Source organism: Sodalinema gerasimenkoae IPPAS B-353 (genome assembly GCF_009846485.1).
GTDB classification, from domain to species: Bacteria; Cyanobacteriota; Cyanobacteriia; order Cyanobacteriales; family Geitlerinemataceae; genus Sodalinema; species Sodalinema gerasimenkoae.
In genome coordinates this window covers 405,807-418,352 of record NZ_ML776472.1, presented here as the reverse complement: position 1 = coordinate 418,352, position 12,546 = coordinate 405,807, and the positions used below count along the sequence as shown (strand labels likewise).

General features: G+C 46.5%; 12 protein-coding genes and 1 pseudogene. 7 read left to right on the top strand and 6 right to left on the bottom strand.

Translation table 11 applies throughout. The features are described 5' to 3' along the window. The first annotated feature begins 29 nt into the window (after window positions 1-29). Window positions 30-1,433: an aminopeptidase P family protein gene (locus L855_RS01895; RefSeq protein ID WP_159783554.1), complete on the top strand. Its 1,404-nt coding sequence runs from the start codon at window positions 30-32 to the stop codon at window positions 1,431-1,433. A gap of 51 nt (window positions 1,434-1,484) precedes the next feature. Here L855_RS01895 and L855_RS01890 read toward each other — a convergent pair whose 3' ends face one another. Together L855_RS01890 and L855_RS01885 are read right to left on the bottom strand one after the other, a co-directional pair. Beyond that, the gene (locus L855_RS01890) at window positions 1,485-1,991 is read right to left on the bottom strand and encodes a GNAT family N-acetyltransferase (RefSeq protein WP_159783552.1); all 507 of its coding nucleotides are present in this window, start codon (window positions 1,989-1,991) and stop codon (window positions 1,485-1,487) included. After that, window positions 1,991-2,278 carry a type II toxin-antitoxin system TacA family antitoxin gene (locus L855_RS01885; protein ID WP_159783550.1) on the bottom strand — a complete coding sequence of 96 codons (288 nt, stop codon included), beginning with the start codon at window positions 2,276-2,278 and terminating at the stop codon, window positions 1,991-1,993. Before L855_RS01885 ends, L855_RS01890 begins: the two co-directional genes overlap by 1 nt. A gap of 208 nt (window positions 2,279-2,486) precedes the next feature. Here L855_RS01885 and L855_RS01880 point away from each other — a divergent pair, with 208 nt between their 5' ends. Beyond that, window positions 2,487-3,041: a Uma2 family endonuclease gene (locus L855_RS01880; RefSeq protein WP_159783548.1), complete on the top strand. Its 555-nt coding sequence runs from the start codon at window positions 2,487-2,489 to the stop codon at window positions 3,039-3,041. Here the strand turns inward: L855_RS01880 and L855_RS01875 are convergent. Then, window positions 3,038-3,376, bottom strand: coding sequence for a type II toxin-antitoxin system RelE/ParE family toxin (locus tag L855_RS01875; protein ID WP_087705640.1), 339 nt, complete (start codon window positions 3,374-3,376; stop codon window positions 3,038-3,040). The two genes, L855_RS01880 and L855_RS01875, sit on opposite strands and share 4 nt — an antisense overlap. Continuing rightward, window positions 3,360-3,650 (bottom strand): type II toxin-antitoxin system Phd/YefM family antitoxin, encoded by a 291-nt coding sequence (locus tag L855_RS01870; RefSeq protein WP_159783546.1) that lies wholly within the window; start codon window positions 3,648-3,650, stop codon window positions 3,360-3,362. Before L855_RS01870 ends, L855_RS01875 begins: the two co-directional genes overlap by 17 nt. Before the next feature lie 181 nt (window positions 3,651-3,831). Between L855_RS01870 and L855_RS01865 the strand changes: the two genes are divergently transcribed. Then, window positions 3,832-4,857 carry a serine/threonine protein kinase gene (locus L855_RS01865; RefSeq protein ID WP_159783544.1) on the top strand — a complete coding sequence of 342 codons (1,026 nt, stop codon included), beginning with the start codon at window positions 3,832-3,834 and terminating at the stop codon, window positions 4,855-4,857. Between the two features lie 347 nt (window positions 4,858-5,204). Here L855_RS01865 and L855_RS01860 read toward each other — a convergent pair whose 3' ends face one another. Further along, window positions 5,205-5,408 carry a type II toxin-antitoxin system HicB family antitoxin gene (locus L855_RS01860; protein ID WP_159783542.1) on the bottom strand — a complete coding sequence of 68 codons (204 nt, stop codon included), beginning with the start codon at window positions 5,406-5,408 and terminating at the stop codon, window positions 5,205-5,207. Window positions 5,409-5,877: 469 nt separating this feature from the next. Between L855_RS01860 and L855_RS01855 the strand changes: the two are divergent. From L855_RS01855 to L855_RS01835, 4 genes and pseudogenes are all read left to right on the top strand, one after another. Continuing rightward, window positions 5,878-6,415: pseudogene (locus L855_RS01855) on the top strand (IS1 family transposase); the annotation flags it as partial. 559 nt (window positions 6,416-6,974) lie between these two features. Further along, entirely contained in the window at window positions 6,975-7,940 is a 966-nt protein-coding gene (locus tag L855_RS01845) for an IS66 family transposase (protein ID WP_159783538.1), read from the top strand. Then, window positions 7,937-9,580 carry an SIR2 family protein gene (locus L855_RS01840; protein ID WP_159783536.1) on the top strand — a complete coding sequence of 548 codons (1,644 nt, stop codon included), beginning with the start codon at window positions 7,937-7,939 and terminating at the stop codon, window positions 9,578-9,580. Before L855_RS01845 ends, L855_RS01840 begins: the two co-directional genes overlap by 4 nt. A 489-nt stretch (window positions 9,581-10,069) precedes the next feature. Then, the gene (locus tag L855_RS01835; RefSeq protein ID WP_159783534.1) at window positions 10,070-11,005 is read left to right on the top strand and encodes an ATP-grasp domain-containing protein; all 936 of its coding nucleotides are present in this window, start codon (window positions 10,070-10,072) and stop codon (window positions 11,003-11,005) included. Between the two features lie 172 nt (window positions 11,006-11,177). Here the strand turns inward: L855_RS01835 and L855_RS22120 are convergent, their stop codons facing one another. Beyond that, the gene (locus L855_RS22120) at window positions 11,178-12,533 is read right to left on the bottom strand and encodes an SUMF1/EgtB/PvdO family nonheme iron enzyme (RefSeq protein WP_219729849.1); all 1,356 of its coding nucleotides are present in this window, start codon (window positions 12,531-12,533) and stop codon (window positions 11,178-11,180) included. Between the last annotated feature and the right edge of the window lie 13 nt (window positions 12,534-12,546).

The following is a 12,546-nucleotide window of genomic DNA, read 5'->3' as shown; positions in this document are numbered from 1 at the left end:
ACTAACGCTCAAGCCTCGGGAATCTGTTTATGCTCCTCGGTAGTAATTATCCTTCCTCCATCCTGCGCGATCGCACCCTAGAAACCATCCTCCACGAACGACGACAACGGCTGGCGGAGTTGGTGGAGTTTCCGGTCATTCTCTGGTCCGGGCGCAGCAAATCCCGGAATTTCCCGGCCAACAAATACCCGTTTCGCCCCAGCAGTCATTTTCTCTATTTTGCCGGATTACCCCTAGAGAACGCGGCTATTCGTCTCGAATCCGGGCGCTTGCACCTCTTCTATGACGATCCTCATCCCAGTGCCGCCCTCTGGCATGGGGACCAGCCGAAGCGCCACCAAATCGCTAGTACTATTGGTGCAGATGCTGCCTTTCCCCTCTCGGAATTGCCGGCCCAAGCCGAGGGTGCGGCAACGATTCCCGTGCAAAACGACGATGTGCGTAGTCTTCAGGCCGGGGTGTTGGGGCGATCGCTCTCGCCCATGGATAATTTACAGGGGATCGATCGCCAACTGGTGCGGGCGATCGTGCAAGTGCGCCTAACTCACGACGCGGGGGCCTTGGTGGAACTGCGTCACGCAGCGGCCGTCACGGTAGAAGCCCACAAAGCGGGGATGGCCGCCACCCCAACCGCTAACTTAGAAGCCGAAGTGCGCGGGGCCATGGAGGGGGTGATTCTGGCCCACAACATGAGTTGCGCCTACAACAGTATTGTCACCGTCCATGGGGAAGTTCTCCATAACGAGCAGTATCATCATGCCATCAACGCCGATGATTTAATCTTGGCGGATGTCGGTGCAGAAGCCCCATCAGGCTGGGCCGCCGATGTCACCCGAACTTGGCCGGCGAAAGGGACCTTTTCCCCCAGTCAACGGGCCATTTACGACGTGGTTTTAGCGGCTCATGACCGTTGCATTGAGGCGGTGAAGCCGGGGGTGGAATATCGCCATATTCACCTGTTGGCGGCCCAACTCATGGCTGAGGGATTAGTGGATTTAGGGATTTTACGGGGACGGCCCGAGGATTTAGTGGAAGCCGATGCCCATGCCCTGTTTTTCCCCCATGGGATTGGTCATCTGTTGGGGTTGGATGTCCATGATATGGAAGATTTAGGGGATTATGCGGGCTATGAGAAGGGACGAGCGCGCAGTAGTCGCTTTGGATTGGGGTTTTTGCGTCTGCATCGTCCGCTGAAGCCTTCGATGTTGGTCACCATTGAACCGGGGTTTTATCAGGTTCCGGGGATTCTCAATGATGCGGGGAATCGGCAGAAGTACCGGGAGATGGTCAATTGGCAGCGTCTGGGGGACTTTGCGGATGTGCGCGGTATCCGCATTGAGGATGATGTCTTGGTGACGGCCGATGGGCCGGAGGTGTTGACGGCGGCGTTACCGACTCAGGCGGCGGCGATCGAGGATTTGGTGAGGGATTAAGTCTCAGACTTCGGGAAGCCAAGACCTGTTGACTCAAGGTTTGGATGTTGGTTAATCTATAAGCATCTTGATGGACTTCATGGGTAAATAGAGCTTCATTGGTTCTTGCCTAAAAGGTTCAAACCCATACTTGAGATAAAAATTCAAGGCTGTTTGGTCTAAAGCTTCTACAATGACTGCCAAAGAGCCAACCTCCTGAGAGGCTTCCCAAGACTTTTTGAGGGCATCTATGAGTAAGAGGGCCCCTAACCCTCGACCTTTGTGAGCCTGATCAACCGCAAGACGGCCTAATAGGGTTGCAGGCAGTTCTGGATAGCGGGGTAACTTCTGGGCAAAGCGTTCTTCTAAGTTTTTCACCTTGACCGTGTAGGACGAGAGGGTGTAGTAGCCCAGAACTGTTAGGTCAGGATCATCAATTAAAACAAAGACCGTGGAGACTCGTTTTTTGATATCTTGAGAGGCTTGTTTTTTGAGATAAGTATCTAAGCTATCTTGTCCACAGCAAAAATTTGAGCGGAGATGCTTTTTAGAAGCAAGGTGTGTAATTTTAAAACTCATCAATCCGCGATGATTTGCTTGTATCGTGAAGCCGCTGATTTTAATGCGTCATTCGGTTGAGGGGGATTGAGCAATGCCTCTATAAAGGCTTCGCTATCTTCACAACTCAGTTGTAGGCTTTGGTGACGCTCAATCACTTTGTAGGCTTCAGCCTGAACACTGGCAATCACAAAATCTGTCAGGGTTCGTCCTTGCAGATCTGCTGCTTTCTGAATCAAGGCTTTCGTTTCTGGGTTAATGCGGGCTTCTAGCCGGGCCGGGGGGGTTCGCTGGGTGGGAGATGTCATGGGATTAGACCTGGGGAATAGGATAGGCTGACACTTTGAGTATATCCGGCATATTGCCGTACGTCAATCCCAGCAGGTAAGCTAGGCGATCGCATTCGTCTCAACCAGCCACCGCTACAATAAAAGCGGCGACTGAGGCCTTGATGGCGGATTAAGTCTCAGGGAGGGTTTAGGCTGGACTGGGGGTGTTGAGTTAGAGGTGAGTGCTATGGCGGTAGAGGTTCAAGACCGATTAACCCTGGATGAATTTTTGGGACGGCCGGAGATTGATGAGTCTCCGGCTTGGGAATTGTTCGATGGAATGCCCTTACAAAAAACCATGCCTGGACTTCAACATAGCCGCTTACAGGGACGATTGTTGTCCTGGATTAATGGCCTGGAGGGAGAGTTTGAGGCGTTTCCTGAACTGCGGTGTAGTTTTGGCGATCGCTCTATCGTTCCTGATATTGCCATTATCCCGTCTGAGGCGATTCCTCTGACGGAGACGGGAGAGATTGCTTCAATGGGACTGATGCAGGCTCCCCCTTGGCTGATTGAGATTTTGTCCCCCGGTCAAAGTATGACCCGAGTGACTCGTAAACTGTTACATGGCTTACGTCATGGGACTGAGTTGGCTTGGTTGATTGATCCAGCGGAGCGGGTTGTGTTGGTGTTTCAGTGCGATCGCCTCCCAGAAGAATGGCCACCCCAAGACCTATTACCGGCATTATCGGGTTTGTCCCTAGAGTTGACCCCAGAGGGACTGTTGGGTTGGTTATGTTAATCCCCCAATACTTGATCAATATCTTGTAATCGCTCCTGTGAAGCATGAATCACACGATGAATTCGGACGACCCCCTCATGCTCATCATTAGTCTCATGTACCGTGAACAAAATACGGTATTGCTGGTCATACAATAACTGGCGCACGGCAAGCTCCATATACTGACTTTCTACAGCTAATGCACAGCGATTGGGAAACGTTTCTAATTTCAACATGATTTCGTAGCAACCCCGCACCCATCGATAAGCGCGATCCGCCGAATACTCCTTGAGCCATAAAAAAATCGCCTCCACATCGGCAATGGCTGTCGGGGAGATTTCAATCTGGTAGGTCATGCTTGGCTCGCAATTGAGTGAACGCCTCATCGAGTGGCATCCCTTGCCCCTGCTCAAACTCGGCTACACTCTTACGAATTCCGGCCATAGATTCCAAAAGCGCCACGCGATCGAGCAAATTTTGGTAGCTGTCTGCATCCTGCACCACGACAGCAGCCTTGCCATTGACGGTTAACACCATGGGAGACTGGGTTTCCTTGAGGGTCGCTAGAAATGCCTTTGCCCCCCGCTGAAACTCTGAGAGAGGATGAATATGCCGAAGATTGACGGTCATGGCAGAATTTAGACTAAATCATTAAATTTAATGCTAATTCACAGAAAATTATTTGTCAAAGCGATCTAATTCGTCAACTCTCATGAATGGGTATCAGGAAGGAACTGGACTAAAGGCTCGCATCCTCGGGAGCGTCAACTGGGATTAGTATGGGGAAGGTGAGTTAGGTCGAGGAGAATCGATGAGTTTGCAGGCGGGTGAGACTCTCCATGGGGGAGACTATACGGTGGTGCGATCGCTCAATGAAGGGCGAGTCGGGATTAGTTATCTAGCCCAGTACAAGGGGGGCGATCGCGTAGTCCTCAAAACCTTGCGGGATCAGGTTTTGGCTGACTTAACCGCCCAAGAGCGAGAAAAATTCAATAACAAGCTGACTAATGAGGCCGTCAAGCTGGCCCGTTGCCATCATCCGCACATTGTCCGCTGTTTCGGTTCATTCCTCGAACAGGGTCAGGCGTTTATTGTCATGGAGTTTGTGGCGGGAGATGATTTAGCCAGTTTGCCGACCGCAACTCTGCCCGAAGAGGAGGCGTTGACCTATATCCGCCAAGTGGGAGAGGCGTTGACGGTGGTGCATGGAGAGGGGTTGGTGCATCGGGATATTAAGCCGGCTAACATCATGCTGCGGGCGGGACAATCCGAGGCGGTGCTGATTGATTTTGGCGTCACCAAGGGGTTTAACGAAACCCTCACTTCGATTTATTCGAGCAATAGCGATGGCTATAGCGCATTGGAGCTTTATGATCCTAGTGAGAAGGTGCAACCCTATTCCGATGTCTATGGGTTGGCGGCGACGCTCTACACCCTATTATCTGGGATTGTCCCCCCCAGTGCTGAGGAACGGGTCAAGTTGCGACGGAAAAATCAGTATTTGTCGGAAATTTCTGGGGTAAGTGCTGAAACAAATCAGGCGATTTGTGAGGGGATGGCCTTGGAGTATGAAGATCGCCCCCAAACCATCGAGGCGTTTTTCGCGTTGCTGAATCCCCCCCAAACGAACCAACGATTTTGGTCGCCGTTCAAACCCAAACCGTCGCCACCACCAACACCCCCAGATCCAGGTTTTCGACTCAATCTCTACACGCTTTATGTGACAATTCTTGGGATTATTGTGGCGATTATTTTAGGAATTTTCGCCCAAGATATTCGCGGAGCCATTGATGATTGGTTCTTGTCGCCGGGTGTGGAGCAAAGGGATGACTCCTAGGGAAATGGACTTGCTCCTGCATTGCAGTGAGGTTCGTGGCTCACTTTTGTTCCACTGAACTACGGTTAGAATACAAGCAAAACTCCACTCCCGAAATCCTCAAAACTCTGATAAAGGAAACTGTCCGAGATGCAATTACCAGAACTCAAAGCTGAAATTTTGAAACTACCACGGGGCGATCGCCTGTCTCTCATGATGGTCATTGCCAAATCTTTAGAAGAAATAGACATTTCTAGGTCAGAACGTTCTGAGGCGATCCAGAGAATGCGAGGCTTGCTCAAAACTGACCAGCCCCCACCCACCGATCAACAAGTAGCCGCGATGTTAGAAGAGCGACGCCTGTCGAGTCATCCAATAACAACTTCACAGATTACTGCTCCCGGTAGCCGTTCAATCGCATCAGGTTGTAAATAAAGCGCGATCGCTTCCCGTATAGCATCAAATGCGTCTTGTTGAGTTGTCCCAGCAGAGATACATCCCGGAAGTTCTGGACACCAAACGGCCCATTCGTTGGTTTCTGGATCGGGTTCAAGGATAACGCGCCACTTCATGATGACTAGAAATTTGTAAGATTTAAATTAGATTATACTAGACCGCTTGAAAGTGCTATTACCTCTCGTGCCGTGGCTCTGCCATGGCATGGGTGTTGGGCGGCTCTGCCGCCGGGTGTAGGCAGAGCCTCCAAGGGTGCGTTACTTGGCTTCGCCAAGCCAAGTAACGAGATGATGTTTAACCATGTTGGATTGTCAGTGGTCACTTTGGGAGTCAGTTCTCTTGAGTGCCTTGCCAAGCCCGCTTCAATCCTAGGGTTGTCAGTCCTAAAACTGGGGCTGCCGTTAGATGTGAGGCGACTGATAACTCAGCCTAACACCGCCTCTCTCAACCTTGGGTGTTGTCCCGTCGAGACTTAGAAACAGTTGTCCGGGGCAATTGATGCGATTAACCTCAATTGTTGTATCCCCGAATCTGACTACGTTTCGGGCGTTTCAGCCCTAACTTTCGTCAGAAACGAATCGCACACGCATCCCGATGGCTGGAATAGCTCGGACAGTTCAGGTGTCTGAGCAATGGCTGCAAGACTATGTCAACTGTAAGGCCGCCCAGACTCAGAGGCAAGTCGCTGTCCGTCCAAAAAAAAGGGCCAATGACGGTGCAATGTGACGAACTTTGGTCGTTTGTCGATCACAAGGGCAACAAACAATGGGTTTGGTTAGCTCTCGATGCTGAAACCCGTGAGATTATTGGTGCTTATGTCGGTTCTCGCTCTGCCGAGAGTGCTCAAAAACTCTGGGATTCCCTACCCACAGTCTATCGGCAATGTGCTGTGATCTATACTGACGCCTGGGAGGCTTACCGGCAGGTGCTGCCGAGCAAGCGACACCGGGTCGTCAGTAAGTCGAGCGGTAAGACCAGTTACATTGAGCGGTTCAACAATACCCTCAGGCAAAGAGTTTCACGCTTTTTCCGACGCAGCTTAGCCTTCTCCAAGAGTCTCCGAAATCACATTGGCCTGCTGTGGAACTTTATTCACCACTACAACGCATCATTACCTCTTTAGTACTACCGCGTACGGTACAACTGAGTAAATGCTTGATCGAGAGACACCCCTGGTCTCTGTTCAAGCTCCGCAACACTTTGAACCATAAGTATAGGTCAATGTCGTCAATCCGTGAGCCGTGGGCATGACTCCAAGGAATCTATAGATAGTCCCAACACCTACTCATTCACCGCTATAATAAAAACAACTTACCTAAGCCGAGTATAGAAACGTCTGACACCCTCAACCCCGAAAGTCTCAAAGCCCTGATTAAGGAAAGTGTCCGGGAAGTCATGTGTGAAGAATGGTACAAGTTTTTTGAGCTGTTGCTGCCGTATGTAGATGATGCTGAACAAGCTGACATTGAAGCTACCTTTAACCCTGATGACTATGTCAACGAGACCTTTAAAGATATTACAGACTGGTTTTAATCGTGAATGTTAAACTCAGTAAGTCTGCCCAAAAATCCCTTGAGAAACTTGATCCTGAGAGCCGTCAGGCTGTACTAAGTAAGATTGGGATTCGTAACTGCTCAGGTGGAGGGGCTTGACAAAGGGGCCAGGATCCGTAGTTTGGAGTTATGGAAATCAATCTGCCAGCCATCCCCAAATACCCAGAGGCCTTCCACCAACTCTCAAAATTGGAGTTGGTGGCGTTGGTGCTGCACCAACAAGCCTTGCTCGAACAGCTACTTGGGCAAGTCGAACGGCTCAAAAGACTGATAGACAAGGGTGCCCAGACCTCGTCAAAGCCCTCATTAAGCGACTTAATTCGCCGCTCAGAGAAAGCCCAAGGCGACAAGGAATCAGCTCAAGAGGACTCACGAAAACCGCTAGTACAACTGGGACACAGAGGGACAACCCGTAAGGGATTTGGTCGGGGGAACCCCTACGAGGTCTTAGAACCGAGACGTTGTCCGGTTTCTGGAGGGCAACATTTTCAGGACAAGGAATACAGCCGTGTCACCGAGGTCGTCGCCCAACTGGTAGAACGACCGGTGGAAATCGTCGAATATCAACAAGTGCGGCGAGTCTGTGGCGACTGTGGAGAGACAGTCAGTGGGGAGTTCCTCGACCGCATGATCCCCGGACAAGATTTAGGGGATCGTCTCCAGGGGATTCTGGCCTGGATAGGTCATTATGGGAATCTGTCCTATGGCAAACAACAGGAATGGTTCGAAGAATTTACCCAAATCCGGGTGGGAATTAGGACTTTAGAAGCCACCAGTCGGCGAGTGGCCCCAGCCAACCTCGGGACTCTAGAGGCTTTGTCGAAGTGGTTTCGACATCAGCCCTCAACTCATGTAGACGAATCCCCCGAGTTAGTCGGTGGAATGAAAGAATGGCTGTGGACGGTTTCAGGAGAAGGGTATCGCCTCTTGCATCCAGGGGATACTCGTTCGAGGCGAAAATTAGAACTAGAACAACTGCTCGGTCAGAAGTTCGCCGGTGTACTCTCTTCAGATGATTTTAGCGTTTATAATGGCTATCAGGCCAGTACCCAAGGTTATTCCACCCTTATAAAGGCACTAATTAAGAATACATGAATGAAATTGATTTAGCTGAATTGATTAATACTCCGAAGCCTGGAGATTGCCCCTATACCCTGTTTTTAGGTGCGGGTGCGTCCGTATCCTCGGGGATTCCATCAGCCAATGCTATGGTGCGCAATTGGCAAAGATCGATTTATCAATCGATAACCAAGGGAGAGAGCGATGAAAATGACTTCGGCAGATGGCTGGAGCATGAATATGATCAATGGAAAGAAGCCCATTTATTATATCCTGGACAAACTGACTATTCCCTGCTATTTAGTTACCGTTATAAGCAACCACAGGAAAGGCAGCTATATATCGAAAAACTTCTTGAAATGAAGAAGCCGTCTTTTGGATATTTGTATCTAGGTAGTCTTGTTGCTGGAAAGTATTTCAACAGGGTAATAACAACTAATTTCGATGATTTGCTGAACGATACCTTACGTAAGTTTTATGACATCAAACCCATGGTATGTGCTTTTGATTCTGCAATTTCGGGTATTCGTATCGCTAGTCAGAAACCGAAAATAGTTAAACTGCATGGTGATTTTTTGTATAGCGATATACGTAGTATCAGCAGAAAAGTGAATTACTCTTTTCGTAGCTTACAAGAAAATATGGAGGAAAAAATCGAAGAAATGTGCAAAGGTTATGGCTTAATAGTCGTAGGGTATAATGGAAATGATCAATCTATAATGTCTGCATTAAATAATATCTTAAAAAGTCCTGAGTACTTAACGTATGGATTGCATTGGTGCCTTACATCTAATTCTATTCCATACAAATTACAAGAACTCAAAAACTCCTATCCCGACACAATTCACTTTTATTACATAGAAAGTTTTGATCAATTGATGGAGAAAATCCATCTTGCTTGCCGAACTGATATGCCCAAAGTATTAACTGAACCGCATAAATACAGTTTAACCAAGGAATTTTATGAGTCTGTTAGAGGAGGAAGCAGTGCAAAATTAACCTCATCAATGAAGTATTACTTAGATGTTTTTATCAGGAGAGCAGTTAATAAAATAAATACAGACGATTACTTGATTATGCAAGCTGAGCTCAATTGGGAACTCGGAGCAGAAAAACGATCTAATAATAAACCTGAAGAGGCAATGGATCAGTTTTTTACTGGATATTGCACTTTGTTGAAAATCACAGCAAACTCTGTTGAAAACTCAATAAAAGTTTTACGTAGAAAATCGGGGCTATGTATTGGAATTGCTAAGCTAAACAAAGCAGGAATTGCTATTCCTCAGTCACAGGAAAATCAGGAAAATATTTTGTTGGAAGATTGGGAGTCAGCTTTAAAGCTTTCTCTGGAGTTTGTCGATGAAGGTATTCGTATATCGCAGACAATAGAAGCTCAGACTGTTCCGCTACCATTACGACGTACTTTTCCCTATAATGGCTGTTGTGCTTATTCTCTCTTAAGTGAATGGAGTCAATATTTTACCGATATAAATTCTATCACTGAAACAGAGAATTTAATACAAGAAAAGGTTATTGACTTTATTGAGAATATCAAAAGCCTCGATCTGGAAAAGACCCACTTGCAGAAGTTGAGTAGAGATTCTGATTTTCAATATTTACTCAACTATTCTAATAGTATAAAAAATCTCCTAAATTCTAACACAAAAAAGAGGTGATCTATTTTTTTAAATACCTAAAAATCACTAAAGTTAATGCGGTATATATTTGTGTGACAAACAAGTGTTTTTGTAGAGAGACGCAACAAATTCGGAACAGCTCTTTTTGATAAATCGAAGATATTTGTTTACATTTTCATCTAAAATTTTGGTTGTGTACTTTAAAATGGTTAGTTTGTGGAGTTTTGTTTGTTGTCTCTATTAAGATGCACAGCAAATTTTCAGAAATCCTGAAATCGGGATAAAATAAATCTATATATATTCTATGTGAAGAAATTTTGAATTTTGTTTAAAAATATGTATAACAGTCAGCCAACGTTTGTTGTTAGTGTTACCCTAAGTCTTGGGGCTGCGGTTTAGGTATGTAAACAAACTTTAGTAGTAATTAATCTGAAATCTCAAATGCTAGATCAAAAGTATCGAATGTTAGTCATAACTGATCATTTGACTCATGGAAAGGGAGAATCGATCTATCCCCTCCTTGTTCAAATGTCAAAAGACTCCTTGTGTCAATCTATAGAAGTTGCGAGTAGGGGTAATCCTAAGAATAGTGATTTTTTTAGCGGTAAGCGATTTCCAGAAATTCATACGACTACCGTAGATAAAAAGTTTAAGTATGATATTGATGGTAGGCTATTTTTTGAAAATACATCACCATCTAAGACAGACCAATTTGATATAATTTTCTTGAGAATCGACAGACCTGTTTCTAATGAATTTTTAAGTTTTCTCACCAATCATTTTCCAGAAAAGAATATTATAAATACTCCATCAGGAATTAAGGTGACGGGATCAAAAGATTTTTTAATTAACTTCCCAGAACTTTGCCCTCCTCTCAAACTTTGCCATACTGTCCAGGACGTTGTAAAGTTTAGTCGTCAATTTCCCATTGTTTTAAAGCCTTTACACAACTATGGGGGTAAAGGAATTGTTAAGGTTGTTGGTGATTATGTGTGGGATAAAAATACTCGGATCTCTTTTGCTGAATATAAACCAGTTCTGGCAAAACATTTTCATGATACGGGTAGCTATCTAGCCATGAAATATTTAAAAAATGTCGATCAAGGCGATAAAAGGGTGATTGTTGTCAATGGTGAGATTATGGGAGCAACTCTAAGATTACCCAAAAAAGGATCTTGGGTTTGTAATATTTCTATGGGTGGCTCTTCTCGCTTTGCAGAGCCTGATCAACAAGAAGTTAAGATTGCCAATACGATTAGTCCTAAACTCACCGAAAAAGGAGTAGTAATTTATGGGTTTGATACATTAGTTGATGATGATAATCGTCGGGTTTTGTCGGAAATCAACACATTAAATGTAGGAGGTTTGTTGCAAGCTGAAATGCACTCGGGTCAGCCAGTTATCAAAAAATCATCTGATTTGATATGGACGTATATCTCTGAAAATATCGATATTATCAAATAAGTGTAGCTATCTAAATATAGAGTAGAAAATTCCTATCAAGGTACAACAGCAACCCCAAAATGTCCAGCCTTGCTTGACTGTAGCTGATGGATACGCGAAATGCTATCTAACGTGAGTTAGGCAGTACCTCATAGGTCAAAAAACGCTATATGATTTAATATCTATTTAAAAGTCATAGAGCGACTCTGAAACCATAGGCATTAGAATTACCACTTGCTAATCGAATACAGCGACTGGCAGCCCTACATTGATAAGCATTAGATTCCCATGAACCTCCGTGGAGAACGGCTCGACCTCGTTGTATGGATTCAGAAAATTTTCCTTCCGAACTGCACCACTCCCAGACATTACCGTGCATATCATATAACCCAAAACTATTAGCAGCTTTAAAACTGACTACAGGTTGAGTTTGTCCATAAAATATTCCTTTGGGTAGTCGACCACATTTTTTAGTCCCATCAAAATTTGCTAAATCCGTTGTAATAGCTTGACCGTAGTGAAAAGGTGTGTTCTTACCGCTCAGGCAGGCATATTCCCATTCTGCCTCACTGGGGAGGCGATATTCTTTGCCGGTCAAATTACTCAATCGAGCGCACCACTCCACTGCATCATACCAAGAGACCTGTTCCACCGGACGATTCCCACCTTTGAAACCAGATGGGTCAGGGTTCAGATCTCGGACAATTTTGCCCACTTGCATTACTACAACGCGCCATTGGTCTTGGGTTATGGGGGTTTTGCCCATAAAAAATGGGGGAATTTGTACAGAAGGCTCTTGTAGGGAATGCTGTGGACTTTCCCACCTAAACAAATCCCCATCATGCTTTATGGAGAACCGATCAATTTCCGCCTCCTCTGTACCCATCAAAAAGGTTCCACCGGGGAGCTGCACCATCTCCAACTGCACTCCTTGACCTAAATTCTGGAGATAGTACCGCGCCTGACCTGGTATTGTCTCGATAATTTGCCCCTGACGGTTTACTTGCACTGTTTCAAAATTAAAAGCTTGTAAATTGCTCATACTGGGGCTAAACTGACTATCCACTGGGTTACTCTTCACCTCCAAGGTCGAAGCACCCTCACTCGATCTAAGCTGACTTTGAACTGGGTTACTCTTGACTTTTGGCAACAGCGCCAACCAGTCCGCCACGGTTTGGGGGCGGTCTTCTGGTTCCACCGCCATACCCTGTTTAATCGCGTTTTGTAGTTCTGGCGACCAATGCTTAGGAATCGTCAGGCGATCGCGCCTTACCCGCATCGTGGCAATCGGTGGCAACGTCCCCGTTAGCACATAGTACAGGGTCGCCGCCAAGGCATAGACATCGGTAAATTCCCCCCGATGTTCCTGCTCATCGTACTGCTCAATAGGGGCAAAACAGGGGCTATAGGCGACCGTGTGGGTTTGGGTCAAATTGGGGATAAACTCCCGCGCAATGCCAAAATCAATCAACACTGCTTCATCGGCCGGCAACCGCACCATAATGTTCTGGGGTTTAATATCCCGATGCAGCAATCCCTTCTCGTGCATCACCTGCCGGCAA